The organism is Paenibacillus sp. 8b26 (assembly GCF_050626875.1).
Classification (GTDB): domain Bacteria; phylum Bacillota; class Bacilli; order Paenibacillales; family Paenibacillaceae; genus Paenibacillus.
In genome coordinates this window covers 360,915-387,838 of sequence record NZ_CP192445.1, presented here as the reverse complement: position 1 = coordinate 387,838, position 26,924 = coordinate 360,915, and the positions used below count along the sequence as shown (strand labels likewise).

Annotated in this window: 25 protein-coding genes and 4 pseudogenes; 23 read left to right on the top strand and 6 right to left on the bottom strand. The window is 49.1% G+C overall.

What is annotated here, in order from left to right:
- Positions 1-103 precede the first annotated feature (103 nt).
- A pseudogene (locus tag ACQ4MX_RS01645) lies at positions 104-592 on the bottom strand (transposase); the annotation flags it as partial.
- A gap of 328 nt (positions 593-920) precedes the next feature.
- Between ACQ4MX_RS01645 and ACQ4MX_RS01640 the strand changes: the two are divergent.
- Positions 921-2,048 (top strand): NAD(P)/FAD-dependent oxidoreductase, encoded by a 1,128-nt coding sequence (locus tag ACQ4MX_RS01640; RefSeq protein ID WP_431088951.1) that lies wholly within the window; start codon positions 921-923, stop codon positions 2,046-2,048.
- A gap of 171 nt (positions 2,049-2,219) precedes the next feature.
- Here ACQ4MX_RS01640 and ACQ4MX_RS01635 read toward each other — a convergent pair whose 3' ends face one another.
- Positions 2,220-3,086: a MurR/RpiR family transcriptional regulator gene (locus ACQ4MX_RS01635; protein WP_431088950.1), complete on the bottom strand. Its 867-nt coding sequence runs from the start codon at positions 3,084-3,086 to the stop codon at positions 2,220-2,222.
- A gap of 222 nt (positions 3,087-3,308) precedes the next feature.
- Between ACQ4MX_RS01635 and ACQ4MX_RS01630 the strand changes: the two are divergent.
- A pseudogene (locus tag ACQ4MX_RS01630) lies at positions 3,309-4,025 on the top strand (Gfo/Idh/MocA family protein); the annotation flags it as partial.
- Position 4,026: 1 nt separating this feature from the next.
- Positions 4,027-5,028: a Gfo/Idh/MocA family protein gene (locus ACQ4MX_RS01625; protein ID WP_431088949.1), complete on the top strand. Its 1,002-nt coding sequence runs from the start codon at positions 4,027-4,029 to the stop codon at positions 5,026-5,028.
- 126 nt (positions 5,029-5,154) lie between these two features.
- Here the strand turns inward: ACQ4MX_RS01625 and ACQ4MX_RS01620 are convergent, their stop codons facing one another.
- Positions 5,155-5,475: a hypothetical protein gene (locus ACQ4MX_RS01620; RefSeq protein ID WP_431088948.1), complete on the bottom strand. Its 321-nt coding sequence runs from the start codon at positions 5,473-5,475 to the stop codon at positions 5,155-5,157.
- Between ACQ4MX_RS01620 and ACQ4MX_RS01615 the strand changes: the two are divergent.
- Positions 5,448-5,693, top strand: a pseudogene (locus ACQ4MX_RS01615) (aldo/keto reductase); the annotation flags it as partial. The gene ACQ4MX_RS01620 and the pseudogene ACQ4MX_RS01615 overlap by 28 nt on opposite strands.
- Positions 5,694-5,809: 116 nt before the next feature.
- On the opposite strand, the gene ACQ4MX_RS01610 reads toward ACQ4MX_RS01615, so the two are convergent.
- Entirely contained in the window at positions 5,810-5,971 is a 162-nt protein-coding gene (locus ACQ4MX_RS01610) for a TetR-like C-terminal domain-containing protein (RefSeq protein WP_431088947.1), read from the bottom strand.
- 169 nt (positions 5,972-6,140) lie between these two features.
- On the bottom strand, positions 6,141-7,058 hold the full coding sequence (locus ACQ4MX_RS01605) for an AraC family transcriptional regulator (RefSeq protein ID WP_134914166.1): 918 nt from the start codon (positions 7,056-7,058) through the stop codon (positions 6,141-6,143).
- A gap of 195 nt (positions 7,059-7,253) precedes the next feature.
- Here ACQ4MX_RS01605 and ACQ4MX_RS01600 point away from each other — a divergent pair, with 195 nt between their 5' ends.
- From ACQ4MX_RS01600 to ACQ4MX_RS01575, 6 genes and pseudogenes are all read left to right on the top strand, one after another.
- Complete coding sequence (locus ACQ4MX_RS01600; protein ID WP_431088946.1) at positions 7,254-8,417, top strand: MFS transporter; 1,164 nt, start codon at positions 7,254-7,256, stop codon at positions 8,415-8,417.
- A gap of 27 nt (positions 8,418-8,444) precedes the next feature.
- Positions 8,445-9,032 (top strand): NAD(P)H-binding protein, encoded by a 588-nt coding sequence (locus ACQ4MX_RS01595; protein WP_431091232.1) that lies wholly within the window; start codon positions 8,445-8,447, stop codon positions 9,030-9,032.
- Positions 9,033-9,405: 373 nt separating this feature from the next.
- Positions 9,406-9,612: pseudogene (locus ACQ4MX_RS01590) on the top strand (alcohol dehydrogenase); the annotation flags it as partial.
- Between the two features lie 41 nt (positions 9,613-9,653).
- Positions 9,654-10,640: an aldo/keto reductase gene (locus ACQ4MX_RS01585; protein ID WP_431091231.1), complete on the top strand. Its 987-nt coding sequence runs from the start codon at positions 9,654-9,656 to the stop codon at positions 10,638-10,640.
- 188 nt (positions 10,641-10,828) lie between these two features.
- Positions 10,829-11,896, top strand: coding sequence for an aldo/keto reductase (locus tag ACQ4MX_RS01580; protein ID WP_431088945.1), 1,068 nt, complete (start codon positions 10,829-10,831; stop codon positions 11,894-11,896).
- Positions 11,897-11,943: 47 nt separating this feature from the next.
- Entirely contained in the window at positions 11,944-12,177 is a 234-nt protein-coding gene (locus tag ACQ4MX_RS01575; protein ID WP_431088944.1) for a VOC family protein, read from the top strand.
- Between the two features lie 152 nt (positions 12,178-12,329).
- Here the strand turns inward: ACQ4MX_RS01575 and ACQ4MX_RS01570 are convergent, their stop codons facing one another.
- On the bottom strand, positions 12,330-13,934 hold the full coding sequence (locus tag ACQ4MX_RS01570; RefSeq protein WP_431088942.1) for a PucR family transcriptional regulator: 1,605 nt from the start codon (positions 13,932-13,934) through the stop codon (positions 12,330-12,332).
- 274 nt (positions 13,935-14,208) lie between these two features.
- Between ACQ4MX_RS01570 and ACQ4MX_RS01565 the strand changes: the two genes are divergently transcribed.
- The 13 genes from ACQ4MX_RS01565 to ACQ4MX_RS01505 all read left to right on the top strand — a co-directional run bounded on the left by ACQ4MX_RS01565 (position 14,209) and on the right by ACQ4MX_RS01505 (position 26,852).
- Positions 14,209-15,009 carry an ABC transporter ATP-binding protein gene (locus ACQ4MX_RS01565; protein ID WP_431088940.1) on the top strand — a complete coding sequence of 267 codons (801 nt, stop codon included), beginning with the start codon at positions 14,209-14,211 and terminating at the stop codon, positions 15,007-15,009.
- 27 nt (positions 15,010-15,036) lie between these two features.
- Positions 15,037-15,915 carry an ABC transporter permease gene (locus ACQ4MX_RS01560; RefSeq protein ID WP_149094003.1) on the top strand — a complete coding sequence of 293 codons (879 nt, stop codon included), beginning with the start codon at positions 15,037-15,039 and terminating at the stop codon, positions 15,913-15,915.
- Positions 15,916-15,940: 25 nt separating this feature from the next.
- Positions 15,941-16,969, top strand: coding sequence for an ABC transporter substrate-binding protein (locus tag ACQ4MX_RS01555; protein ID WP_431088938.1), 1,029 nt, complete (start codon positions 15,941-15,943; stop codon positions 16,967-16,969).
- Positions 16,970-17,029: 60 nt separating this feature from the next.
- Complete coding sequence (locus ACQ4MX_RS01550; protein ID WP_431088937.1) at positions 17,030-17,842, top strand: cysteine hydrolase family protein; 813 nt, start codon at positions 17,030-17,032, stop codon at positions 17,840-17,842.
- 21 nt (positions 17,843-17,863) lie between these two features.
- A complete protein-coding gene (locus ACQ4MX_RS01545; RefSeq protein ID WP_431088936.1) occupies positions 17,864-19,042 on the top strand; it encodes an amidase in 1,179 nt (392 codons plus the stop codon).
- Positions 19,043-19,118: 76 nt separating this feature from the next.
- Positions 19,119-19,961: a creatininase family protein gene (locus ACQ4MX_RS01540; protein WP_431088934.1), complete on the top strand. Its 843-nt coding sequence runs from the start codon at positions 19,119-19,121 to the stop codon at positions 19,959-19,961.
- On the top strand, positions 19,958-20,836 hold the full coding sequence (locus tag ACQ4MX_RS01535; RefSeq protein ID WP_431088932.1) for a fumarylacetoacetate hydrolase family protein: 879 nt from the start codon (positions 19,958-19,960) through the stop codon (positions 20,834-20,836). Before ACQ4MX_RS01540 ends, ACQ4MX_RS01535 begins: the two co-directional genes overlap by 4 nt.
- A gap of 24 nt (positions 20,837-20,860) precedes the next feature.
- A complete protein-coding gene (locus tag ACQ4MX_RS01530; protein WP_431088931.1) occupies positions 20,861-21,109 on the top strand; it encodes a hypothetical protein in 249 nt (82 codons plus the stop codon).
- Between the two features lie 23 nt (positions 21,110-21,132).
- Positions 21,133-21,891: an ABC transporter substrate-binding protein gene (locus tag ACQ4MX_RS01525; protein ID WP_431088930.1), complete on the top strand. Its 759-nt coding sequence runs from the start codon at positions 21,133-21,135 to the stop codon at positions 21,889-21,891.
- Positions 21,892-21,942: 51 nt separating this feature from the next.
- A complete protein-coding gene (locus ACQ4MX_RS01520) occupies positions 21,943-23,277 on the top strand; it encodes an FAD-binding oxidoreductase (protein WP_431088928.1) in 1,335 nt (444 codons plus the stop codon).
- Between the two features lie 95 nt (positions 23,278-23,372).
- On the top strand, positions 23,373-25,055 hold the full coding sequence (locus tag ACQ4MX_RS01515) for a CocE/NonD family hydrolase (RefSeq protein ID WP_431088927.1): 1,683 nt from the start codon (positions 23,373-23,375) through the stop codon (positions 25,053-25,055).
- A 46-nt stretch (positions 25,056-25,101) separates the two neighbouring features.
- Positions 25,102-25,542 carry a cupin domain-containing protein gene (locus ACQ4MX_RS01510; RefSeq protein WP_134914126.1) on the top strand — a complete coding sequence of 147 codons (441 nt, stop codon included), beginning with the start codon at positions 25,102-25,104 and terminating at the stop codon, positions 25,540-25,542.
- Positions 25,539-26,852: an amidohydrolase family protein gene (locus ACQ4MX_RS01505; RefSeq protein ID WP_431088925.1), complete on the top strand. Its 1,314-nt coding sequence runs from the start codon at positions 25,539-25,541 to the stop codon at positions 26,850-26,852. The genes ACQ4MX_RS01510 and ACQ4MX_RS01505 overlap by 4 nt, the downstream gene beginning before the upstream one ends.
- The last annotated feature ends 72 nt before the right edge of the window (positions 26,853-26,924 follow it).

Below are 26,924 nucleotides of genomic sequence, written 5' to 3'. Positions count from 1 at the left end.
TCGACTCTTTTTATATGAAGAGCAGAAATATCATATTTTCAGGGTCTGTGAATAATTTTGTGTAAACTCATTTGGAATACATTACCAGTGTGGAGGATACCCCTTATCGCAAGTGCTGACCTACGCGGTCTGGAAAGAAAATAGACAATTGAAGTAGCATTAGTCCCCAGTGTTGAACCCGACCTGTCCATTTGTGAACGACGTCCATGGTACCCAGGTAAAGCATCTTGAGCAGAGCTTCATCGGTCGGGAAAATGCTCTTGCCCTTCGTGACTTTACGAAGCTGGCGGTGGTAACTCTCGATGATATTGGTGGTGTAAATCAGCTTGCGAATCTCGGGTGGATCAGATCTTTGTACGAGACATAACGGCAGGACGCTAGGCCAGAACTTGGCGGACTCATGCTCACCGATCCACATGCCCAGCAAATCCTTGTTCCCGTCCAGATCGATACCAATGACCATGTACGCCGCTTTGTTCACAATGGCTCCATCTGGCTTGACTTTGAAGTGAATCGCGTCCAGAAAGACGACCGCATATACGCCTTGCAGCGGTCGATTTTGCCACTCTTGAATGAGCGGTACGATCTTGTTCGTCACATGGCCCAAGCAGCCCATAGATGGAATTCTCCTGAATAGACATCTTGACGTTGTTCATTGCCTGCTGGTCCCTGAAGGTTTTGCGGAGATTTTGAGTCTGTAAAATAATGTTGTCCATATAAGTTCATTCTTTTCATTCGTTCTGACAACTACTTTAAAGGTCAATTCTAAGAACTTTATAAGGATTTAAAATATAATGTACTCATAGCCGATGTTGATGTTCGTCTAACATGTTTATCTCAATTGAAATAAATTGTTAATATTATGCATTCATGCAGTATCCGCTATAATGGATACAGTGATTTAGGAAAGGAATGTAATCATGAAGAAGGTCATCGTAATTGGATCAGGGATTCTTGGGGCATCGACAGCTTATCAGTTAGCCAAAATGGGTGCTAATGTCATTATTGTAGACCGCAAAGATAAAGGACAGGCTACTGATGCCGCTGCTGGCATTATCTGTCCCTGGCTATCACAGCGACGCAATCAGGCTTGGTATCGGCTGGCAAAAGCTGGTGCACGTTTTTACCCCGGACTGATTGAAGAACTCAAAAGCGAGGGAGAAACAGAAACAGGCTATGCTCAAGTGGGTGCTCTTAGTATCCATGATGATTTGGAGAAAATCAGAAAGATGGAAGAGCGGGCACACATACGACAAGCGGATGCACCGGAAATCGGTGAAATTACCCGCTTAAATGAAAAAGAAACCCATGAACGGTTTCCTTTGTTAGTAGAAGGTTATCATTCTGTTCATATTAGTGGTGCCGCCCGTATAGATGGTCGTGCGCTGCGCGATGCGTTGCTCCGATCAGCACAAAGAAATGGGGCCATCCTTGTACATGGGGATGCTGCGCTTCAATATGAATCCGACCATGTAACAGGAGTAGCAGTCGGTGCAAAGAGCTTCTCGTCTGACGAAGTCATTGTCTGTGCAGGTGCATGGGCAAATCAACTGCTGCAGCCTTTAGGCATTCACTTTAAGGTTAGTTTTCAAAAAGCACAAATCATGCATTTACAGGTTCCTAATAGGCAAGACACAGGCACCTGGCCTGTAATCATGCCGCCTTCTGATCAATATCTGCTGGCTTTTGATAAACAGAAGATCGTAATAGGGGCGACTCACGAAAATGAAATCGAAGGTTACGATACGAGAGTAACAGCAGGTGGGATGCAGGAAATTCTGAATAAAGGTCTAGAATTGGCACCTGGTTTAGCAAACAGCAATTTTCAGGAGGTAAGAGTTGGTTTCCGTCCTTTTACACCCGGTTTTCTTCCGGTGATAGGCGCTGTTCCTGGGTGGGACGGCCTTATAGCGGCAAACGGACTTGGAGCATCCGGGTTGACTATGGGTCCATATATTGGAAGTCAGTTGGCAAAGTTGGCACTTGGAATGGCTTTGGATATCGATATAAATGATTATGATATTCGAAAAGCAATAGATGAAAGTTGATCCTTACCTACAGACAACACCATATAGCTTAAGAAGTCGCCATATTGGCGGCTTTTTTTTGTTTTAGCGATATAAGTTCTTGTCCTTAGGGCGGGACAAGAACATGTATTCATAGCCGATTAGAAGTTTGACTAATGGCCTGGAGTCACCGAGGAAGCCTAGCTATTCATTCTATACGTCATTCATCATGTCATTGATATAGAAATTCTTCAACGATTGTGTTGTGGTTTGCATGTTTTTCGAGTAGTCGATTTTATAGATACAGGAGTAAATCACATTTAATACGTAATCAAAGGCAATTTGCGACGAAAATGTACCAATCTTGGCATGTTTTACTTCGTCATTAGGCACCTGGATGCAGATATTACTGAGTTTTGCCAATTCACTTTGATTAGTTGCTGTAATTGTGATAAAAGGGATATTTTCACGTGTAAAATGCTGAGCTGCTTTTAAATAAATCGGCGACTTCCCGTGGTAAGTTAAAAAAACAGCACAATCCTGTGGCGTAAGATTAGCCGTATGGTAAGCCCATTCGTACAGCTCCGTGGCAATAACTACGTATTTGTTGATTTTAATCAATTTATTTTGGAAACTTTTCGCTCGGATTTGTGAATCTCCCAACGCATATATAAAGATCCTTTTCGCTTGATCCAGCAACTGGGCTGTTTGCGACAGTAAGTCATCATCCATGAATGCAAAGTTTTTTTCGATCGTTTCCTTCATTAACTCTGCGATTTCTTTCGCCACTTGAAGTGGGGATTCATCAAGACCGAATGGATAGTTGGGGTCCACGTTGGAAATGTTCTGGGTATTTTGCTGAAATTCCCGAGCAAGTTTTATTATAAAATCCTTGAAGCCGGATAGCCCAAGTTTATGTGTTAATCGATTAATTGCGGAATGCGAAGTATACGTTGCCTTTGCAAGCTCCTGAATATTTAAGTGCAGGATGCTTTCCTTGTGAAGCAAAATATAGGATGCAATGCTTTTTTCGTTTGGTGTAAAGTTTTGCATTTCTGATAATTGCATCAGTATTTTCAACAGGTTCACCCCGGCTCAATTGAATATAACGTTCGATAAATAATATGAAATAAACATTTTGTTTAAAAATAAACAACCATTTTTAAAAATAATCGGTTGAATGTACCATTTTGGCGGCAAATCCTTTACGATCGACGTTCTTCTTCTATAATAAATGAAAAAGAGCCTAAGGGGGAAATAATATGCTTACCATCGGTTATATTGGAAATGGGAAAAGCACGAACCGTTATCATCTTCCAATACGCTAAAGAGAAAAATCTGGTTATACAATGCTATCAAAATAGACGTTACGATTCGGATTTCCTCACTACCAAGAAGGTTATTGAATCAGGAAAGCTTGGAGATTTGCTGGAGGTGGAGATGCATTACGATTATTATCGCCCTGAGATCCCGAACTCCACTTCTCATTTTTCCAAATATAACAGTTACCTATATGGGCATGGCGTTCATACCATTGATCAGGTTCTTTCCTATTTTGGGAAGCCGGACACAATCCATTACGATGTTCGTCAATTGCTGGGTGCTGGGAGAATGAATGATTACTTTGATCTGGATTTTTATTATCCCTCGCTCAAGGTATCCATCAAATCCAGCTTTTTTCGTTTAAAAGAGCGGTCGAGTTTTGTTGTTTACGGCAAAAAAGGCGTTTTTATAAAGCAAACGAAGGATCGTCAGGAGGAGCATCTGAAATTATACTATCTGCCTAGGGGACACGCCGATTTCGGCATCGACCAGCCCGAGCATTACGGCATCTTAACATATCTGGATGATAAAGGCGAGTATCATGAGGAAAAAGTCGTTTCTGAAAAGGGAGACTATGCCCGAGTGTATGACGATATCTATCAGTCGATCATACTTGGCAAAGAAAAAGTGATTAAAGACGAAGAAACGATAGCTTCTATGGAAATACTAGAAAAAGGTATAGAGGAGTGTAACTAAAGTGAAGTTGGGAATTGTCGGAGCAGGGATGATCGTAGAGGATCTATTGAGCTTTATTCAGGAAATCCCCACCATTTTATTAAAGGCCATTTGTTCTAGACCTAGCCACGAGGAGAAATTACTGGATTGGCAAAATAAATATGGTATATCTCAGATTTATTCGGATTACAGCGAGATGTTGATGAATAGTGATGTAGATACAGTCTATATCGGACTGCCTAATCATCTTCATTATTCATATGCCAAAGAAGCATTATTGAGTGGTAAACATGTCATTTGTGAGAAGCCGTTTACTTCCAATTTGCATGAATTTCTAGAGCTAAAAGAAATTGCTCAGCAAAGAAAACTCATATTGGTGGAAGCCATAACGAATCAATACCTGAAAAATTATTTGTCAATGAAGGAGTATCTTCCTAAGCTGGGTGAGATCAAAATAGTTGAATGCAACTATTCCCAATATTCATCTCGGTATGAGGCATTCAAATCGGGAATAATACAGCCTGCGTTTAATCCGGAAATGTCTGGTGGAGCCTTGATGGATATTAATTTATATAATATTCATTTGGTTGTTGGTTTCTTCGGGAGCCCTAAGAAGGTGGAGTATTGGGCGAACATGGAGCGTGGAATTGATACTTCAGGTATGCTGCTGCTGGATTACGATGATTTCAAGTGTGTCTGCATAGGTTCAAAAGACAGTACGGCCCCCAATGCAGTGAATATTCAAGGTAATAAGGGCTATATACACATGGCAAGTCCTGCTAATGTATGCGACTGCTTTGATTACACTGCGAATAAGGAAACGCCAATTCGGGTGAACCTGAAAGATCATCCGCATCGTATGTATGACGAATTCGTTGAATTTGACCGTATTATCAGAGAAAAAGATTTGGAAAAAGTCTCGGATATGCTTGAACATAGCGAGAAGGTCATGAATATCATTGAGAAAGCCAAGCAGTCCGCCAATCTTGTATTTGGTCCCGACAAACCATTTCATTCCAGATAATTTTTTTCATTTGAGCTACATAAGCGCAAAGAACCTAACTAACTTTTAGCTAGGATGGAGATCTTTACGCTTATGTAGACTAAAAATATCATTGAAGAAAGTTCCTGCTTCATATACAAAACAGCACTATAGAATATCTGTTTTATTCCATTTTCCGGGATTCGTATCATCCGGGATCATATGATTGATTATATCTAAGTAGTGATTTGCTTTGTCTTCCATGTATTCGGCCCTTAGCTTCGCTTCCTCCAACTGAGCCAGTGCAGCGGCTTTTTGTTCCAGGATGATTTCATAGCGTTTCTGAATAGTAGAATCGCCTTCCAAACATAGATCTACATAGGTTTTGATGTTTTCCACTGACATGCCACAGTGTTTCAGATATTTTATACCTGTGAGCCAATTGATGGATTCGTCATCAAGCTGAAAAGCATAATAAATCTGTTGCACAGATCATTTTACGTTGGTTGAAACTACGAGGAGTCGTTGTAATTCCAAAGTCTGTTCGTAAAGAAAGAATCATCGAAAACTTCAATATCTTTGACTTTGAATTAAGCGAAGAGGATATGGAGTTGATTACTATGTTGGATACGAAAAAGAGCTTGTTCTTTTCACATAATGATCCTGAAATCGTGAAATGGCTCGGCAGCGTTAAATACGATATTTAATGCTTTTATAACAGTAAACAACTGAAAATGAAGAAGCAGCTCGCTTACTGAGTTGCATCTGATTTGCTTACTTGAGAGTAGCAGACATATAGTCTGCTACTCTTTTCGCTCCAGATTCACAATCTCCGGTCCAACAGCATGCCAATTTGCTCGGCCATCTCGACAGGAGGGAGAGGTATATCGTTCAAAAACCACCACTCCATAATCCCCACCACGGCGGACGCTGCATAACGGACAACCACTTCTTCGTTTAGTCCCCGATTTCTTTCTTCATTCATGTCGACCTCCGAATTGGGCTTGAAGACCGGCGGAATGATGCGGAGGGAGTCGTCCCGTTCCCGGTTTATAAGAAACCTTTCGCTGTGAACTGCAAGATAATCGAATCATACCGAAAAAGGGACGACTGTAACCGCCCCTTTTGGCTTCTTCGCCGACCGGTCCAGATGCTCAGTCATTCATGACCTGGTCGTATTTTTCCTTCAATCGCTTGATGTCCGCTCTTGGAGGAGCCCCGAACATGCGGGAGTATTCGCGACTGAACTGGGAGGAACTCTCGTAACCGACTCTGAAAGCGACGTCCGCGGCGTCCGCCGATTCAGCCAATAAGAGGCGGCGGGCTTCCTGAAGTCTCAGTTGCTTCTGGAACTGAAGCGGGCTCATGGCGGTTACCTCTTTAAAATGCCGATGAAACGAAGAAACGCTCATACTGGCGGTCTCCGCGAGATCTTCGATCCGAAAAGACTGATCCCAATTTCGGACAATATGGTCGATAGCTTCCCGGATCCGATAGGTGCTGCTTCCTTCGACCGCAATCTGAGCCAATTCGGCTCCATAGGGTCCCTGCAGCAGCCTGTATAGAATCTCTTTCGTGTAAAGAGGGGCGAGAAACGGGATTTCTCCCGGGGTGTCCAGCAGACGGGCAAGCCTGAGCACGGCGTCCTGAATGGACGATTCCATCTGGCCGACGAACAGGGCACGTTTGGCGTTATCTTTTGACGTGACCTTAATATCACAATCGTTCAGCACTTCAAGGATCTGGTTCTGTGTAAATTCGAGCTTGAGACTCAGGTAAGGAGAGTCAGCAGAAGCTTTTATAATTTGACCGATCACAGGCAGATTCATGGAAGCGATGAGATAATTGGATGGTCCATATTCAAATCTCTCCTGTGCCAGCAAAATTTCTTTCAAACCTTGAACGACAACACAAAAAGAAGGCTTGTAAACCCGATAAGCGGGCTCGGTTATGCTGGAATGCTGATAGAAAAATAGGGAAGGGATCGCCGTTTCCCTGGAGCTATTCTGAAGCGAGTGACGCTTGATCAATCCGGTGAGCTCCTGCTGCTGTTGAAGAATGTTCTCGGACATTCAAATCCTCCTTGCGGGTTTGTCTGGTTCCATTATAAGACTTACCTGCCTGTAGCAAAAGTGGTCGTGATAGGATTGGGCAATCATTTAAGACGAATGAGATACCGCTTCGCTTTCTCCGGTCGGCATAATAAGACTAAGCTCGCAGAATCAAGCAAGGGGTGATAACACCGCAATAAGGAGGCAAGATTACATTTGAATAATACTTGGAAAATCTACATGCTGACTCTCATCAGTTTCCTGGTGGGTACGTCGCAATTTGTTATCGTCGGCATTCTGGATCAAGTCGCTTCTTCTGTCGGCGTATCTGTATCGGCGGCAGGGCAACTTACGACTGCATTCTCGCTCGCCAATGCAATCGGCACCCCGCTCGTCATCCTGGCAGCGGCGAAGCTGGATCGACGCCGCCAACTGTTGATTGCACTCTGCATTTTGCTGCTCGGCATTGTCTCCACGCTAGCTCTTCCAGGCTTTGGCTTTCTGATGGTCTCACGTGCCGTTCTCGGCGTTGCGACGGGAGTGTTTATCGTCACGGCCTACGGGACAGCTGCACAGCTCGCGCCTCCCGGAAGGCAGGGAGGCGCGATGTCCAACGTAGCTATGGGGTTCAGTGCTGCTCTGGTCTTTGGCGTTCCGATTGGCCGTGTTGTCGCTGGAGCGTATGACTGGAAGACGATCTTCTGGGGACTCGGATTTCTCAGCCTACTTGCGCTCGTTGCAGTAGCCCGTACGACTCCGGCTTCCGAAAGTGAAGCGCCCGTTTCTTTACGTCGCCAACTCTCCTATCTTAAGAAACCGAAAATCGCTGCTGCCCTTGGCGTGCCGTTCTTCGTATTTATAGGCTACTCGGCGGTCAATACCTATATCACGCCTTTCTTGGCTACACTTATCCCGATAAGCGAGCAGGGTATCAGTGCCGTACTTCTGGCTCTGGGCATCGCAAGTCTGATCGGATCGAAAGCGGGCGGATTTCTGACGGACCGGATTGGCACTAGCCGAACGCTCCTCATCAGTATGAGTGTCCAGGTCGTTGCGTTGGTGCTACTATCTCTATTCACAGGATCGGTAAGCATGAGCGTCTCTCTTCTCATGCTCTGGGCGATTGCGATTTGGTCATTTGGACCGACACAGAACTTCAATCTGATTTCAATCGCTCCGGAAGCCTCCAGTATCATGCTTAGCCTAAACAGCTCTTTTGTACAGCTCGGCTTCGCCGCAGGCGCAGGCATTGGAGGAATCGCCGTAGGGAGTTCATCGGTCATGGCCGTTAGCTGGATCGGTTCTGCCGCTATATTGACAGGTCTCTCGATCGCTGCCGTCTCCTTCGGACGTACCCACACTTACGCGAGAATCGAATAGATGAAAAAAGTAGATGGAGTGATGAAAATGAATAATATCTTAATCCTGGGCGCTAACGGCCAAATTGCACGTCAGGCCATCGACATGTTCCTCAAGGAAACTGATGCCCAGCTTACACTTTATTTGCGCAGGTCCAGCCGACTGGAAAATGTTGATTCCAGTCGTGCACAAGTCATTGAAGGTGACGTCATGGATATGGAAAAGCTGAAAGAAGCCATGATTGGAAAGGACGTCGTCTATGCCAATCTTGCTGGTGATCTGGAACAGTACGCCAAGAACATCATGGAAGCTATGAGCGCCACTGGTGTTAAACGTTTGATTTTTATCAGTTCGATGGGCATTTATGATGAAGTGCCGGGAGAGAAGTATGGCAGTATTCTAGAGCCATATCGAAAATCAGCTCAAATCATTGAAGCCTCTGACCTCGAATATACAATCCTTAGACCCGCATGGTTTACGAATTCAGATGAAATTGACTATGTGACCACTGAGAAAGGCGAACCGTTTAAAGGGTCAGTTGTCTTGCGCAAGAGTGTTGCTGATTTGATCGTTAAATTAGCTGAATCACCTGAATTGGAAGTTCGCCGCAGCTTAGGAATAAACAAACCCGAATAAGGAGAGATAAAGCAACTGGATTTTTAAGGTGCTCTGTCGTGGAGGGTTTAAAGCTGGAGCGGAGTAAGGGACTGATGTCTCTAAAAAGGGAGAAGATGAATAATTTGAATCGTTGGTTTGGGAATTTATTGGTTTAAAGGCTTATCACATTAATAGAGTTTGAAGAGGATGAATCTTTCAAACAAATATATAATAGTTTTCTTGATAGGATAGTAGCCAAATAACTAAAGAAAGATAATTAACATTTTTAATTAAGTTGATCACTGATAAATCAAATTTTGTTCTTTTATTGCTTTACTAGAGCGAAGGAGTAGAGAAAACATATGTGCAAAACTCATGTTCTAAGTGTTCCAAGCGCAAAAGCGCCCTTGCCTTTTCCGTGATTATGGGTCGCCGGAGTATTGCTGGTTCGAACGTTGGTGGAATCCGGGAAACGCAGGAGATGCTTGATTTCTGCGCTCAACACGGCATTGCACCTAAAATCGAGGTCATTCACGCCGACCAGGTGGATGAAGCTTATGAGCGTGTTCTTCGCAGCGATGTACGTTATCGATTCGTGATTGATATGTCTACTCTGTAATTTGGTAAAGATAAAATCATATTAAGGAAGGAAGATGTATGATGCAAAAGCGTAAATTGGGAAATAGCGGCCTGGAAGTTTCGGCGATCGGGCTTGGATGCATGGGAATGAGCTACGGTTATGGTCCTGCTTCAGACAAGAAGGAAATGATCTCGGTCATTCGGGAAGCCGTAGAGCGCGGCGTGACTTTCTTTGATACCGCCGAAGTATACGGACCTTACACGAATGAAGAGCTCGTGGGCGAAGCGCTCCTCCCTGTTCGCGATCAAGTCGTGATTGCCACGAAGTTCGGCTTCAATATTCAGGATGGCAAGCAATCCGGGATGAACAGCCGCCCTGAGCATATCAAGAAAGTTGCCGAAGAATCACTTAGACGTCTTAAGATTGAAGCCGTCGACCTGTACTATCAGCACCGGGTCGATCCGGATGTGCCGATCGAAGAGGTAGCGGGAGCTGTGCAAGATCTGATTCGGGAAGGAAAGGTGAAGCACTGGGGATTGTCTGAAGCAGGAGTGAAAACGATTCGCCGTGCACACGCGGTTCAGCCGCTCACCGCGCTTCAAAGCGAATACTCGCTGTGGTGGAGACGTCCCGAAGAGGAGCTAATACCTACCCTTGAAGAACTCGGCATCGGCTTCGTTCCGTTCAGTCCTTTGGGCAAGGGATACCTGACGGGAAGTTTTAACGCCAATACGACATTCGATCATGGCGACTTGCGCAGCATTCTTCCGCGCTTTACTCCTGAAGCTCTGAAGGCCAATCAAGTGCTGGTTGACCTGCTGAAAGAAATGGCTGAGCAGTTAAAAGCAACGCCAGCCCAAATCGCACTCGCCTGGCTGCTCGCCCAAAAACCATGGATCGTACCAATCCCCGGTACGCGGAAATTGAGCCGTCTGGAAGAAAATCTGGGTGGGGCGGACATTGAGCTTACGTCAGAAGACGTGCGGAACATTAACGACGCAACTTCGCAGATCCCTTTGATGGGCGAGAGATATACAGAGGAACTGGAGAGAAGAACCGGTCTTTGATCCGATCTTCAAGTCATTCGACAGTGATGCGATTCTTTCAATCGTGGAACGACATTGTAGAATGGCGGGTGAATAAGATGAAGAAGTTATCTGAGCAGTTGCCCGTCCTGTTGAACTTCAGAACGCAAGGGCGCAAGAAAATTAAGGCAACTGTCTTATTCCATATCCATTAAAGGAGTGTGTGAAACATGGAATATGTAAAGCTGGGCCGTACTGGATTGGAAGTTTCAAGACTGTGTCTTGGCTGTATGAGCTACGGTGTGCCAGAACGCGGAATCGCTCCGTGGTCGCTGAACGAGGAGGAAAGCCGTCCGTTTATCAAAAAAGCGCTGGAATCGGGCATTAATTTCTTCGATACGGCCAATGTGTATTCGGACGGAACCAGCGAAGAAATCGTTGGACGTGCACTGAAGGATTTCACCCGGCGCGACGAGGTTGTTATTGCGTCGAAGGTCTTTTTTCGTATGAGCCCGAGCCCGAACGGCGCAGGATTGTCAAGGAAGGCGATCATGAACGAAATCGACAACAGCCTGAAACGGCTAGGCACCGATTACGTCGATCTGTATCAGATCCACCGCTGGGATAACACAACGCCGATCGAAGAAACGATGGAGGCACTTCATGATGTCGTGAAGGGCGGCAAGGCCAGATACATCGGAGCTTCTTCCATGTACGCCTGGCAGTTTATGAAGGCTCAGCATACAGCCGAACGCAATGGCTGGACGAAATTTGTCTCGATGCAAAATCATTTGAATTTGTTGTACAGGGAAGAAGAACGGGAGATGCTGCCGCTCTGCCATGAAGAAGGAATCGGCGTCATTCCATGGAGTCCGCTGGCCAAAGGGAGGCTCACCCGGGATTGGGAGGAGCAGACGGCACGCTCGGAGAAAGACGAAGTCGGAAAAGCTTTCTACGGAAAAACAATGGCTGATGCTGATCGCAAGGTCGTGGAGAGCGTGGCTGAAGTCGCCGCCAAACGCGGCATTCCCCGCGCTCAGGTAGCCCTGGCGTGGCTGCTGCAGAAGGCGCCGGTAACTGCTCCAATTATCGGGGCAACCAAGCTTCATCATCTGGAAGATGCGGTTGCCTCGCTGTCAGTGAAGCTCGATGCGGACGAAATTGCGAGTCTGGAAGAGCCTTATGTGCCGCACCCTGTGACGGGCAATCTAAGCCAGACAGGCAGGCGGAATACTGAGCGAAAATTCTTACCAGTGAGCGCAAAGCGCGTTATCAGGCATTTTAAAAAGGACTTATAACTTGCGACCAATACAGACTAGATCTATATATAAAGAGAGGGTAACTCGTGAAAAAATTAATTCTGGTATTGGCATTACAGAACAACAGGTTAAGGGGAAGCTTGGAGCACCACTGCATATTCTTCATAAAAAGTGAATCTTTTTTTCAAAAAGTGGATAAGGTCATGGAAGAAGCAGTGAAAGTGGGCGCGGTCATCGCTGTTCCTGCACATGATACTTTTTGGGGAGGGTATTCGGGCTATTTTCAGGACACGGACGGCCATTTATGGGAAGTCGTCTGAAAATCCGGAGTGGGAATTCGCGGAATGAGTCTGAAAATCGGAAAGCAAGCAATTTTGATCATCCTGGAAGCAGTTGCGTGGATAAGAGGTAAAAAAGGGTATTCCGCAGCCGGAAGGCTTTTCGGGATACCCTTCTTGTAGATATTTTCAAATCAAGCCTGCCTGTCGTGCGGCATCAAATGTCTAAACATAAGCCCCAGCTTTAACAGTAGCAGGTGGTCAGTATTCTTCAAATCCAGATTCAGCAGCCCCGAAATTTTCTCCAGCCTGTACAGCACCGTGTTGCGATGGATAAACAGCTCACGCGCGGTTTCATTCACCTGGCCGTTGTTGGCGAAATAGGCTTCAAGCGTGTGCATCATCTCGCCGGCATATTCCTCGTCCTTGTCCAACAGTGGACGGAACAGATAAGAGCAGTACCTGCTCATGACCTGCTTCGGAATATGTTTGAATAGATAAATGAATTCCAGGTCGGCAAACATGACAACCGTTTCGCTTGAACCGAGCTCCGTGCTAATTCTCTCGGCCTCGGCACACTCCCGGAAGCCGTCGATGAACTCCTCCATACCCATCCTGACTTTGCTGATGTAACATGTCCTTGCTCCTGCTCCGTGGTCCCATGCGTGCATCAAATCCGCATACAAACGCGCGGAATTCTCATACTGTCTGCGCTTCTTGGCCTCCTCTTCCGGAATGGGAAAGAGGGAATATACGCGGTTCATCACATAGAAATGATGGGATTCCAAGGAGGCCGTCTTCGGATGGTCCTGAAGCTTATCCCGAATCTCCTTCAGTCTACGTCGCTGACTCTCATGGTCCCATGTATCAGCTCCTGTGGAGGATATCATACATACATAGGGAGTGCTCCAAAATGCGCTTCCCAACGCTTCGGCAAATTCGAGAACCGTTTCCCGAGAGGCGTTTCCCTTCAAGTAACGCTCCATGGCCGCACCAAGACGACTGCCCGCCGCAGAAGCCTCTTGATTCCAGATGATCTCCAGATGATAGGAAAGAATAACGGCAGCCTGGTGAAAAATGCCCTCCATATCATGTGCTTCCTGCAGATTTTCAGTCTGAACCAGCAAATAACCGTATGATTTTCCGTTTTTCAGCAGGTGGACCCGATACAACAGGTTGTTGGCTGCCTTATAAAACCGATTGTCCTGATGCCAGGGCCAGTGACTCAATAGCTCTATTTCGGAATAGCTTGTCACGTTATACAAGGCCTGTCCCTCGGAGGAGACGATGGCTACAGGATGTCCCAAAATGCTGGTGATGCTTTGAAAATAATTGGTGTACTCATCCGCCTGCATCGCAAAATCAACCAGCTTCTTCTGCGTTTCAAGCAATTCATTCAGCCGGCGGGTATCACGTTGGAACTCGGATTGGAAAAGAGCAGTGATCTGCTCGGAGAAGGTGAATTCAAAAGGCAACTCAATCAGGGGGAAGCTCAAACGGTCGGCTTCAAGCAGGGCAATCTCGGGAATTTCCGTCCAGTAGCGGCCAAGCTTGATGCCAAGCCCGGAGGCGCCCCGTTCATTCAGCTTTTGCAGTAAATTGACAAATTCCTCGGGTGAATCCCTGATCGCATAAGCCGTAGTCAGCAGCAGCTCCCCTTCCTTTATCCAATTGATCACGTCCGGGGCATCCATCAAATTAATGGAGGTGATTGTTCGGGAAATTCCCTTTTTACCGGCCGCCAGCTTCCCTTCCGATAACGGATAGACCATCAAGGCGTCTTCTATAGTTAAATGCATGTCAAATCACTCCCCAAAAATGATGCGTATATGATTCAGGTCCCGGACACGACGTAACTTTTTAAGCAATTATATAGGGTTTCCTCGACTTTATGCAATCCTTTTCGCCTCTTAAATGTAATATAAGTTAACATTATTTACGGATAATTCTGTTTTTTAACCAACCCATAGCCCTTTTTGTTAGATTAAAAACCAAAATTGTGTTAGGAATATTTACATTCATATTTTTTAGCTATATGATAGGACACAACTTCAAAGAGAAGAGGGGATTCAGATGCAGCTTACCCAAAATCAACAGGCTGCGGCCGAAAAGGACAGCCGTTCCATGCTTGTTGTCGATGATGTCGGCAAAATCTACCCCAATGGCACTGTAGCTGTGCAGCATGCGGATCTGCATGTAGGGGAAGGGGAATTTCTCTGTTTTGTCGGCCCTTCCGGTTGCGGTAAATCGACTATTTTTAATATGATTGCCGGTTTGACGGAACCGACCTCCGGTCATCTGTCCGTGCTGGGCACCTCACCGAAGGAAGCGCGCAAGCAGAATGAGATTGCCTTTGTGTTTCAGGAGCATACCCTGCTGCCATGGGCCAAGCTAATTGATAATGTCACCATGCCTCTTACTTTGCGCGGAGTATCCAAGAAGGAGCGTATTACCGAAGGGGAGCGGGTTCTTGAGCTGGTAGGCCTAAAGGAATATATGAAAGTGCTGCCCCGTGAGCTGTCAGGCGGAATGAAGATGAGGGTATCGATTGCACGAGCGTTGATATCCAGACCCAAGTTGCTGTTAATGGATGAACCGTTTGGCGCTCTTGATGAAATTACCAGGCAGACGCTACAGGATGAACTGCTGAATATTTGGGAACAGGACAAAAAGATGTCGGTTCTGTTCATTACGCATAACGTGTTTGAAAGTGTGTTTCTATCGACAAGAGTAGTGGTGATGACGCCCCGTCCCGGTAAAATTTCGGACATCATCGATATCCCGTTTGCTTATCCAAGGAATGATGGATTCCGGACCCGTCGGGAATTCAGTGAATATGTACGTAGCGTGTCCGCTGTGCTGAAACATGGATAGCCAGAAATGAGAGGAGAGTGAAGAAAAATGGAAGAGATCGCATCCATTTCAGCCGTTGAAACGGCAGTGGGTATCCAGGCTTCCGCGAAGGAAAATGCCCGCAGCGGTTATCCGGCAGTCGAGAATAAGGTCCTGAGCCTGCTAAAGAAAGTTCTGCCGCCATTTGTGGTGTTTGTCCTGTTTATCGGCGGATGGGAGATCATTGTGCGGATGATCGGAATGCCTCCGTATATTTTGCCCAAGCCATCCGATATTGCGGCGGCGGCCGCCGAGAACAGCACGAATCTGATTACGTCGGTAAGCACAACCATTGTAGAGGCGTTGATCGGTTTTGCGATTAGTGTAGTGCTCGGCATTTCATTAGCCATTCTGCTGGCGCTGTCCAAAACGGTGGAAAAAAGCGTATATCCGTACGCCATTATCCTACAGACTATTCCGGTCGTAGCGGTAGCCCCGATCATTGTGATCTGGTTCGGAGCGGGGATTAATGCCATTGTGATCATCTCATTCCTGATCAGCTTTTTCCCGATTTTATCGAATACGCTGATCGGATTGAACTCAACGGATCAGAACATGAAAAATTTATTCTATTTGTATAATGCGAGCAAGCTGCAGACCATCTGGAAGCTGCGATTTCCGGCGGCGCTCCCGTACATTATGGCGGGGCTGAAAATTTCATGCTCCAGTTCAGTTGTCGGAGCGATCGTGGGTGAATACATTGCCGGCATTGGCGGCGGACAGGGTGGACTCGGATACGGGATTACCGTTGCGGCAACCCGCCTGCAAACTCCTTATCTGTTCGCCTGCGGTTTGGCAGCATCCATCTTGGGAATAGCATTTTTCCTAATCATTAACATGGTATCGAACAAGCTTTTGAAGTCCTGGCATGAGTCGGCAATGAAATGATACCAGAACCGGGAGAGGGTCCAACATGTCCAAACATCTTATGAACTTACGGTACAAGAAGTGGCTGCTGTTGACTGCAGCTTTGATCATGTTGCTTCTGAGCGCATGCTCCAATTCCGGCGCTCCGGAATCCTCGGCCTCGGCGAAGGGGGAAGACGGAACAGATCTGAAGCAGGTGAGACTGATCGAGGGCTGGTACGCCAAAGGGGAAGATGGAGGCTATTTTGCGGCATTGCAGCAGAACTACTACAAGGACAAGGGGATCGATATGACGATTCAACCGGGAGGTCCCGAGGTGTCAACCATGCAGCTTGTCGCTGCGGGCAAAGCCGAATTCGGTATCTCTTATGCAGATGAAATTTTGAAGGCGCGGGAACAGGGAATCCCTGTTGTTGGCATCCTTGCCGGCTTTCAGAGCACACCGCAGGTTCTTATGTACCACAAAGGGCAAGACATCCAGGATTTCACCGACCTGAACGGCAAAACCGTATACATCGGTACAGCGGTGCCTTACTGGGAATATATCAAGAGTCAATACAATCTGACGGATGTAAAAGAAATGAAGTATAACGGACAGCTTGTCAATTTTATTAATGACCCCAATTCGCTGAATCAGGGCTACATCACGAACGAGCCTTACGCACTTTCCCAGCAGGGGGTTGAGGTGGACTATCTGAAAATCGCCGATTCCGGTTATGCGAACTATGCGGATGTTCTTTTTACAACTGAAGACTACCTTAAAAAGCACCCCGATGTCGTAGAGGCTGTGGTTCAGGCAAGCCAGAAGGGTTGGAGCTATTATCTTGACAACTATAAAAAGGTAAACCCGTTCATTCAGACCTACAATCCGGATATGACGGTAGAAGCAATGAATTATGAGGCGGTGCAGGAAAAGCCCTTTATTCTTAACAAGGAATCCGAGGCAAACGGTATCGGTTATATGACAGAGGAACGCTGGAGCACCCTGCAGGATCAGATGATCAAGAGCAGAGGATTAACGAAGGCACAGGATGTTGCCCAGGCGTTCAAGACCGAATATCTGATGAAGCCATGAGTGTGAACCGAGTATTTATAGCTTCAAACCAGAATTTTCAGAAAAATGAGGGGACTTTATATGTTCAAACTTGGAAATCAAAAGAGCTATTGGCAAGTGTCCGAAACGCTTGTGGATCTAAGGCGGACGCAAAAGTACGGCAAGCCCGTAACCCTTCCTGCACAGCCGCAGGAAATCATATTTGATCTGGAACATACGGCGCTCATTGTCATTGATATGCAGAATGATTTCTGCACACCAGGAGGCTGGCTGGATTCCATCGGGGCGGATACATCGCCGCTCCTGAGCCCGGTCAGTCGGCTGAATCGGCTGCTGCCTGAGCTGCGTAAAGAGGGTGTGCCTGTCATCTGGGTGAACTGGGGCAACCGGGAAGACCGGATGAATGTGCCGCCATCCGTGCTCCATGTATACAATCTGGACGGACGGGGCAACGGCATCGGGGATGCGCTGCCGGGGAACGGCTCCAAGGTACTGGAGAAAGGCAGTTGGGGAGCGGCTATTGTCGACGGCCTGGATGCGGCCCCTGACGATATCTATGTGGATAAATACCGCATGAGCGGGTTTTGGGACACACCACTGGACAGCATCCTGCGCAATCTGCATATTCAGACGGTGTTGTTTGCCGGGGTAAATCTCGATCAGTGTGTCATGCATACACTGCAGGACGCGGCTTGCCTCGGATATGACGGCATACTTCTGGAGGACTGCTCGGCAACGAATTCCCCGGCTTTCTGCATGGAAGCCACTTTATACAATATCAAGCAATGCTATGGCTTCGTGGCCGATTCCAATTGGCTGGTGGAGGAGCTGAACGGGGCAGCGGCCCATACAGAGGGAAATACACCGGAAGAGCTGGCTCCTCTGGAAGGGTGAGCGGATGGGAGGGGTGACCCGATGAAAGATCAATGGAACGCCGTTGTAAACCACCAGCTGACGGTTGAACCGACAGGACAGGGGACGCTGAGCGGACTCAGTTTTATGGTCAAAGACGTGTTTGCTGTCCGTGATTATACAAACGGCGCGGGCAATCCGTGTTGGCTGGAGACACACAGCCCGGCGGCGGAGCACGCGGAAGCGCTCAGCCTGCTGCTACAGCAGGGGGCGCGGCTAACAGGCACGACACATACGGATGAGCTGATGTTCAGCCTGAACGGTGAAAATGTCCATTACGGAACACCGGTGAATCCGAAGGCCCCGGACCGTATCCCTGGCGGTTCATCCAGCGGATCGGCGGTCGCCGTCGCCGCAGGGCTTGCCGACTTTGCTCTTGGAACGGATACGGGAGGATCGGTACGTGTGCCGTCTTCGTACTGCGGAATTTATGGAATACGTCCTACGCATGGGATCGTCTCCGAGAAAGGCGTTATCCCGCTCGCTCCCAGCTTCGACACCGTCGGCTGGATGGCACGCGATCCCGAGACGCTACGCCGGGTAGGTGAAGTGCTTCTGCCGCAGGCAGCCTTGGGTTCCGGCTTTAGCAGGGTGCTGATCGGTGAGGATGCCTGGGAGCTGGCTGATACCGAGAGCAAAGAGGCGCTTGCCTCTTGCCTGGAGTTGCTGTGCGGCTTGGCTGAGAGCCATGAAGCTGTTCGCATCGCCCCGCAGGGTCTGCCTGAATGGATGGCCATGTTCAGGACAATCCAGGGCTACGAAATATGGCAGGAGCATGGGACCTGGATTGAACGTGAGCAGCCGGTCTTCGGATCGGATATAGCCGGGCGGTTCTCCTGGGCAGGCACCATTGAACGTGCCGATCAGGAGAAGGAAGCAGAACGCCGGCTTGAGGTGCGCAAGCACATGGCTGACCTGCTCGGAACAGATGCGGTGCTTGTGATACCGACGACTACCGGAGCGGCCCCGAAGCTGGGGCTGGCCGGGCCGCTCATTGAAGAACGAAGAGTGCGAACGATGCGTCTGACCTGCATTGCTGGCTTGTCGGGACTGCCGCAGCTTACGATCCCCGCTGCCGAGATACTGGGCTGTCCGGTCGGTATTTCCCTCATCGCCGGCCCGGGACAGGATCGGCGTCTGCTGGAATGGGCTACATCCCTTGTTCCGGCAGTAAAAGTATAAGGATTATCACTCGATATATAAGGACATTAAGCTACGCGAAAAGAACATCAAAGCCGCAGGAGAAAGGGTGTCAGTTATGTTTCAACGATATGAAGGAACGACATGGGAGGAGCGCTTTTTGCCCCGTCTGACAAGCAAACAGGTCAAAGAACTGCCGAAGGAGAAGGCGCTGGTTATTCTGCCGGTCGGAGCTGTGGAGCAGCATGGGCCCCATCTGCCTGTATATACGGACACTCTGATTGGGGAGGCGACATTAACACAAACGCTGGAGCGGGTGCGGTCGGATAAGGAGATATGGCTGTTGCCTCCGGTCTCGTATGGCAAAAGCAATGAGCATATCGGGCTGCCGGGCACCATTTCCTTGTCTGCGGGCACGCTACATGCCATAATGCTGGACATTGCAGAAAGTCTGAAGGCCAGCGGTTTTCGCAAGCTACTGCTGTTTAATACGCATGGCGGCAACGTGGATTTGCTGAATACCGTATCACGGGAAATCCGGATTAGAACGGGGATGATGGTTTTCTATCTCAGTCCCAGCAGTCTGAATGTGGCGGAGGACCTCCTGTCTCCCGAGGAACTGGAATACGGAATTCACGGCGGCGATTATGAGACTTCTCTGGTCATGTCCATTAAACCGGGCTGGGTGCAGAAAGAGTTCCTTGTCAAAGAGCTTCCCGATATGTCCTCTTACCGTTTTCTTACATTAGAAGGGAAAATCCGCTTCGCCTGGAAGATGGCTGATATATCCGCTACCGGCATTGCCGGGGATGCTACGATGGCCACGCCTGAGAAAGGCAGGATCATTCAGGACAGAATTACGGCAATTCTGTCGGAGGCGCTGGAGGAGCTGTGTGATTTTGAAATCACCGATGTCCGCGGGACTGAGACGGCTCAGCAGCCGGCAGGAAGCCGCCCGTGAAGCTCGTCAGTCTTAAACACGGCGATGGGGAACGGGCCGCGATTGAGCATGAAGGCCGATTTTTCCTACTGGAGGAGATCAATAGGGCGGAAGGAAGCGCATGGGGAACCTCCGTCATGGAGATATTGCAGCAGGGTCAGTTGGAGGAGCTTGTCCAATGGTATCAGAAGCACGAGAACAAAACATGGTCATCGAGCCCTTTCATACCAGCAAAGGAGGCCATACCGGCTCCTCTCTTCCGCCATCCCCGCAAAATATGGGGAATTGGCATGAATTATGTACAAAAAGCGATCGATCTCGCCTCCACTCCTCCAGAGCTTGAGCCGATCTGCTTCATGAAGCCGGACTCAAGCCTGATCGGGCCGGAAGAGTATATCCGGCTGCCGGCTCAGTCCGTGAATGTGACATCAGAAGCGGAGCTTGGCATTATTATCGGCCGAAGCTGCAAAAATGTGCCGGAAGAACGCGTGCGGGACGTCATCGCCGGCTTTGCCGTAACCCTGGATATGACAAGCCAGGACATTCACGCACGGAATCCCAGATTTCTGCAGCGATCCAAGGTATTCGACACATTTCTCAGTCTCGGGCCACAGCTAATAACACCTGACGAAATAAGCGATCTGCAGAGCCTTGCTGTTGAAACCGTATTGAACGATGAGGTTATTCATAGCAATACCGTGTCTCGCATGATTTATCATCCATGGTTTATTGTCTCGTATTTTTCACAGATGATGACTCTCTATCCAGGCGACGTGATCATGACGGGCACACCAGGGTCCGTCCAGATTCAGCACGGAGATGTTGCCGAATGCAGAGTCAGTGGCTTTATGACGCTTCGTAATCCGGTAGCGGATGCAGAATACAACCATCAGTAATTTTCCTTGGGGAGTGGTAATGAGATGAACAAGTACAGACAAAAGGGATCTGCTGTTTTACTGGTAGCAATGCTTTCCTTATCAACATTGCTGGCTGCTTGCGGCAATCAGCAAACTGCTCAGAATGCCGCTGCTGAGACACCGGGTTCCACGAGCGAAAGCGGGGAACTCACGGCAGTCACACAGGTGACGAACTGGTTTGCCCAGGCTGAGCATGGCGGTCTGTATGCGGCAAAGGAGCAAGGTATTACAAAGAGGCTGGTCTGGATATGACCATCCAGGCAGGAGGGCCGCAGGTGTCTCCCACACAGATCGTGGCTTCCGGCAAAGCGCAGTTCGGACTTACCACGGCGGATCAACTGCTGGTCGCCCGTGAACAGGGAATTCCTTTGGTAGCGATTGCGACGATTTTCCAGAAAAGCCCTCAGGGACTTATGGTTCATGCCAACCAGAACATTTCCTCCCTTGCCGATTTGAACAACCGTGCCGTTTACGTGGGGGCAGGCTCGGTATTCTGGGATTATGTGAAGAGCAAATACCAATTGGATAATGTGAAGGAAATGGCTTATACCGGTTCTCTGGCTCCTTTTATACCCGATGAAACGGCTGCCATTCAGGGATATGTAACTAGTGAGCCGTACGAGATGAAGAAGCAGAATGTGGACGTTAAATTCCTGCTGCTGGCGGATGCCGGTTATAATCCGTATTCCAATGTGCTGTTCACGACAGAGCAGTATATTCAGGACCATCCCGATCTTGTGCGTGCCTATGTTGAGGCTTCGATGAAGGGCTGGGATTATTACAAGACCAATTATGATAGCGTGAATGATGTCATTTTAAAGGAAAACCCGGATTTTACGAAAGAAAAGCTGAACTATGCGGCGGAAGCGCTCATCCCGTTCGTATATGAAGGTGATGCGGCGGAACATGGTGTCGGCTATATGAAAGAAGAGCGCTGGGCGGAGCTGGGACAGCAGTTGATGAAGATTGGAGCATTGAAAAAAGAGCCCGATGTCAGCAAGGTATTCACGGATAAGTTCTTGCCGCATTCTTAGGAGGAAGGGCCTTTAGGCGGGCTGAATGAAAACATACGGGAGGGGAACCGAATGAATGAACATTGGACAGCCATTCTGAAAGAACGCATCGATCCTGAGCTACTGCAGTGGGAGGAGCCAGCAATTGCCAAATATTCGATGGATTATCATCACTTCTCCCCTGTGCTAACCAGTCAGCTGCAGGGCAAGGTCGCCGAGTGCATCGCCAGTCCACGCACCGAGGATGAGTTTGACACTCTGCTATCCATTGCCGCGGAGCTGGGGGTTCCACTTACCGTCAGGGGCAACGGTACTGGCAACTATGGCCAATGTGTCCCGGTCACAGGCGGAATCGTGCTGAATCTGGCGAAGTACAACAAGGTCCTCGAAACGGGAGAAGGCATAATGCGGGTTCAGGCTGGAGCAAGGCTAGGCAAAATGGAATCCACTGCCCGCAAGGCGGGCTATGAGCTGCGAACGATGCCTTCCACCTTTCAAACTGCGACGATCGGCGGTTTTTTGAGCGGTGGTTTTGGCGGCATCGGTTCGATCAGTTGGGGAACCATCTGGGACGATCTGGTACGTTCCCTGAAAATCAAGACCGTCGAGGTTCAGCCCCGTACCATTGAGCTTCAAGGAGAAGAGGTGCTGCCTTACCTGCATACCTACGGTACGATTGGCATTCTGTCCGAGGTGGAAATTAATCTGACTCCGCGGGTGGAATGGATGCAGTGGGCAGTAACCTTTGACAGCTTTGAACAAGCTTTTCGCTTCGGGCAGTTGGTTGCCGAAGATACGTCCTTTATAAAGAGGCTCATTTCTATTCATGAATGGCCGATTTCATCCTATTTTGTACCTCTCGATATTCCCGAAGGGCGTACCGCTGTACTGCTTGAAATGGATACGGCCTGTGAATCGCGGCTGGAGCATGCCATAGCGGAAAACAGCGGGCTGACGTCTAAAAAGGTCTCCGCCGAGCAGTATCATAAAGGCGTCGGTGTATCCGACTTTACATGGAACCATACAACCCTGTGGGCGCGCAAGGCAGACCCGGGCTTGACCTACCTGCAACTGAATTTTGATCCTGCCCATGCCCTTGAGCAAATCTCGGCTATGAAAAAGGAATATCCGGAAGTGATGAATCATATAGAATTTGCCCGGCAAAGCGGAAATTTGCTGATTTCCGGCCTGCCGCTGGTTCCCTTCACAACGGAGGAACGCCTGAATCAACTGATGGAGCGTTACGAGGAAAACGGGGTTGTAGTCAATAATCCGCATACCTGGGATTTGAAGGAAGGTGGACGATCATACGCCCACGACCGTTTGTGGGAGATCAAACACCACAACGATCCGAAGGGAATTCTAAATCAGGAGAAATTAAAACGTCCGGCTGTCAGCGGCATCTGATCAACGGGTGATGGGAGATTTTCCACACAGCAGCAGCTAGCTTACCATACGGATTTTTATAGTAAATCCGGATCTACAGCAAAGGAGCGGGTCGCATGAAATTTGGAAATGTGGTCATCCGCCGCAAGGCTCCTTGTACGATGCGTGACGGTGTAACGTTGTATTCAGATATATACATGCCTGATGAGACGGGAGAATATCCCGTGCTGCTGATGCGCCAGCCCTACGGCCGGTCGATTGCCTCTACCGTTACGCATGCCCATCCCGTCTGGTATGCCAGTAAGGGATACATCGTGGTAATCCAGGATGTCAGGGGACGGGGAGAGTCGGAAGGCGAATTTGAACCGTTTGTACAGGAAGCTGAGGACGGCTTTGATACCATCGAATGGGCAGCAGTTCTGCCCGGCTCGACCGGGAAAGTAGGCATGTACGGTTTCTCTTATCAAGGGCTCACACAATGGGCTGCGGCTTCCCTTCAACCGCCCGCGCTCAGGGCGATTGCGCCGAGCATGTGCCCGGCAGACATGTACCATGGCTTATTTTACCCGCATGGCTCCTTCGCGCTTGGCAATCACCTGCCGTGGGCTTTCCAACTGGCTCGTGATACGGCGCAAAGGGCGGGTGACTTCGAGACGGCCGAGCAATGCTCACGGTTTATGCGCAGCCCCGAGGAGATGCTGTGGAAGATGCCACTGAATGAAAGACATCCGATTCTGGAGCAATACTTTCCTGCATTTTATGATTGGATCGATCGTATAGAGTACGATGAGTACTGGGAGCGGATGAACTGGATCGACGAGATTGTCGGGGATCCGGTGCCAGCTTTGCATATTGGCGGCTGGTATGACGGTTTCCTGATGGGCACGCTGCAGTCGTTTGAGGCTCTGCAAGCTACTGCCACACCGGCTTGCTTTCATCGGCTCATCGTCGGCCCGTGGTCCCACATTCCATGGGGGCGTAGAGCGGGCGGAATCGATCATGGCGAGCAGGCGGACGGCGGTCATCATCTGGAGCAGCTGCGTTGGTTTGATTATTGGCTGAAGGGCAAGGAAGACACGGAATTGTCCGGAGAACCGCCGATCCGTTATTTTGACCAATTGAGTCATGAATGGCATACGGCGGAGCAGCTTCCTTTTGTACTTGAGGGTGAGCCCTCCCCGTCCGAATGGTTCTATCTATCAGGGTCACAGACCCCGGCAAACGGTGCGGCAGGAGGCGGCAGACTCGAAAGGCATAAGGAAGACGTGGAGGAGGCTGTGCCGGATGTATTCGTATACGACTCGCGTCTGCCGATGCGTCTGGACTCTTACCTGCCGTCCGACCGCATGGCCATTCAGGAACGGCAAGAGATTCTGGTATATACGGGAGGACCGCTTGCAGAGGATATCCCGATTTTTGGGTCACCGGAGTTGTCCGTTCAGTACCAGACACTGGGAGGTCCGACTGATCTGGTGGCCGTCCTCACGACCGTATCCGAGAATGGAACGGCCCGGCTGCTCAGCGTGGGCCGTACGGAAATCTGCAGTGAAGGAGCAGAAGCCTCCAATGAATGGAAAACGGCGCGGATCCGGCTGCGTCCCTTGGCGGCCACCCTGCCGGCTGGCACGTATGTCCGGCTTGAATTGACAGGCAGCGCCTTCCCGTTGTTCGCTCGGCATCCGAATGGTGTCAGAGGTGAGACGAACAGCACGGGAACAGGCGGGCTGAAGATTGCCACCACGGCTGTGCGCAGCACGGAACAGGACATATCCTGTTTGAAGCTGCCGGTGAAAAGATGACAAGCGAAGCATAAATTAAAATCAATCAAAGTGAGGGTGAATGTATATGGTGAACATTCCAGGACTGGTTGCCGGTAACTTTGAGAATTGTCCCGTCCACAAAATTTCCGCACAGGATACGAACAAGTTCATACTGCTGTGCGACAGGGAGCAGGTGCCTTTCACTTCATTTGTAGAGATCTTCGAGGTGGGAGGCAGAACTCCATCCAATGAACACCGGGAAGCTTATGAATATTTTTATGTGCTGAAAGGGGAGGGGGTTGCCAAAGTTGGCAACGAATATGAGACTCCGATCCGCCAAGGCTCATTCATTATTATTCCGCCGGGCAACCATCACGATATTATCAACACGGGCAGCACACGCCTGTATTGCCTGACGACCATGGTACCGGACGAATTGTTCTCGGATATGATCAAAGCAGGTCCTGTCGCCGAGCTGGATGAGGAGGATCTGGCCGTGCTTCAGGCGCTGGCTACCGCGCAATGAGTACAGGGCTGCATTTCATTAATGTACACCTTCCGCATCGGGAAGACTCCCGTCTGTATGAACTAAAGGCGGAGGGTGGGAAATGGGTTAGCATCCGGCGACAAGACCGTTTCCTTGATGCGGGGGATAGCGGCGGTTCCCGTCTGATTGCCCCGCAGCAGGCTGGATCGGACCTGAAACGGCTGGCGGACGCGGATTGCATCGATCTGCGGGGCGGCATTATGCTTCCCGGATTGGTCGACTGTCATATGCATCTGGACAAAGCCTTTTCGCTCGTGCAGGTGCCGAACCGCTCCGGCACGCTTCAGGAAGCCATTCATAATTACAGCCAGGCCGTACAGAGCTTCAGCAAGGAGCAGCTGACAGAACGCATGCTGACAGCCGCCAGAATGGCACTGAGCTACGGGACCACGACCATAAGGAGCCACCTTGACTTCCCTGTTCATTTGGAGAGAGAGGTGGCCTTTCGGACAATTGAGGCAGCCTTGGAGGTACGGGAGAAGCTAAAGGGCAGTATGGTGATCCAATATGCGTTGATGGTTCCGTTTCGCGGCAATCATGAAGTTGCGGATGAGGCAGTCGAGGAAGCGCTGCGGATGGGGATTGATGTACTGGGCGGAGCTCCTCATCTGGCAGACGACCCTGAAAGGGAGATTGGCAGGGTTTTCCGGCTGGCGGAACGTTTCGGGGTACCGGTTGATCTGCATGCGGATGAAAGTGACGACCCCGAAAAAAGAACCGTGCTGAGCATAGCAGAGCATACGATTTGCTGCGGCTATCAAGGCAGGGTGACGGCAGATCATCTGTGCTCGCTGTCCGCGATGACGGATAAGGATGCACAGCATGTGATGGGGAAGATGAAGGAAGCCGGTCTTAACGCGGTAACGCTGCCTGCGGTGAACCTGTATCTTCAGGGACGGGAAGATCGCGGCCTGGTAAGACGGGGCACAACGCGAATTCGCGAGCTGCTTGCGGAGGGCATTCCGCTGGCGGCGGCCTCCGACAACATTCAAGACCCGTTCCATCCGTTCGGCCGCGGGGATCTGATACAAATCGCCCAAATTACATCGTATGCGGCCCACATGGGCAGTGAACGGGATTTGGTACAGCTGCTGCGGATGATCACGGATATACCTGCTGGTATTACAGGCTGCGAAGGGTACGGAATAGAAGAAGGGTATGCCTGCAACTTTGTTGTAACGGATGCGGCTGATGCGACGCAACTGCTGTCAGGCACAAAAATGAGCCGCTGGGTGTATGCCTGCGGCGGCTGGCAGTCCGCTCTGCATGCATCTCAGGCATATGCGTAAAGCCGTATAAAGTAATGGCATCAAACAGAATTGATTTATCAGTTATAAAGGGGAGAGAAAGTGGGGGGGCAT

What these genes read in the sequence shown, in the direction of transcription:
- ACQ4MX_RS01640 (WP_431088951.1), top strand. Translation starts at nt 921, where the DNA reads ATGAAGAAGGTCATCGTAATTGGATCAGGGATTCTTGGGGCATCGACA.
- ACQ4MX_RS01610 (WP_431088947.1), bottom strand. Translation starts at nt 5,971, where the DNA reads ATGAATGAAGAAAGAAATCGGGGACTAAACGAAGAAGTGGTTGTCCGT.
- ACQ4MX_RS01605 (WP_134914166.1), bottom strand. Translation starts at nt 7,058, where the DNA reads ATGTCCGAGAACATTCTTCAACAGCAGCAGGAGCTCACCGGATTGATC.
- ACQ4MX_RS01595 (WP_431091232.1), top strand. Translation starts at nt 8,445, where the DNA reads ATGAATAATATCTTAATCCTGGGCGCTAACGGCCAAATTGCACGTCAG.
- ACQ4MX_RS01585 (WP_431091231.1), top strand. Translation starts at nt 9,654, where the DNA reads ATGCAAAAGCGTAAATTGGGAAATAGCGGCCTGGAAGTTTCGGCGATC.
- ACQ4MX_RS01580 (WP_431088945.1), top strand. Translation starts at nt 10,829, where the DNA reads ATGGAATATGTAAAGCTGGGCCGTACTGGATTGGAAGTTTCAAGACTG.
- ACQ4MX_RS01570 (WP_431088942.1), bottom strand. Translation starts at nt 13,934, where the DNA reads ATGCATTTAACTATAGAAGACGCCTTGATGGTCTATCCGTTATCGGAA.
- ACQ4MX_RS01565 (WP_431088940.1), top strand. Translation starts at nt 14,209, where the DNA reads ATGCAGCTTACCCAAAATCAACAGGCTGCGGCCGAAAAGGACAGCCGT.
- ACQ4MX_RS01560 (WP_149094003.1), top strand. Translation starts at nt 15,037, where the DNA reads ATGGAAGAGATCGCATCCATTTCAGCCGTTGAAACGGCAGTGGGTATC.
- ACQ4MX_RS01555 (WP_431088938.1), top strand. Translation starts at nt 15,941, where the DNA reads ATGTCCAAACATCTTATGAACTTACGGTACAAGAAGTGGCTGCTGTTG.
- ACQ4MX_RS01550 (WP_431088937.1), top strand. Translation starts at nt 17,030, where the DNA reads ATGTTCAAACTTGGAAATCAAAAGAGCTATTGGCAAGTGTCCGAAACG.
- ACQ4MX_RS01545 (WP_431088936.1), top strand. Translation starts at nt 17,864, where the DNA reads ATGAAAGATCAATGGAACGCCGTTGTAAACCACCAGCTGACGGTTGAA.
- ACQ4MX_RS01540 (WP_431088934.1), top strand. Translation starts at nt 19,119, where the DNA reads ATGTTTCAACGATATGAAGGAACGACATGGGAGGAGCGCTTTTTGCCC.
- ACQ4MX_RS01530 (WP_431088931.1), top strand. Translation starts at nt 20,861, where the DNA reads ATGAACAAGTACAGACAAAAGGGATCTGCTGTTTTACTGGTAGCAATG.
- ACQ4MX_RS01520 (WP_431088928.1), top strand. Translation starts at nt 21,943, where the DNA reads ATGAATGAACATTGGACAGCCATTCTGAAAGAACGCATCGATCCTGAG.
- ACQ4MX_RS01515 (WP_431088927.1), top strand. Translation starts at nt 23,373, where the DNA reads ATGAAATTTGGAAATGTGGTCATCCGCCGCAAGGCTCCTTGTACGATG.
- ACQ4MX_RS01510 (WP_134914126.1), top strand. Translation starts at nt 25,102, where the DNA reads ATGGTGAACATTCCAGGACTGGTTGCCGGTAACTTTGAGAATTGTCCC.
- ACQ4MX_RS01505 (WP_431088925.1), top strand. Translation starts at nt 25,539, where the DNA reads ATGAGTACAGGGCTGCATTTCATTAATGTACACCTTCCGCATCGGGAA.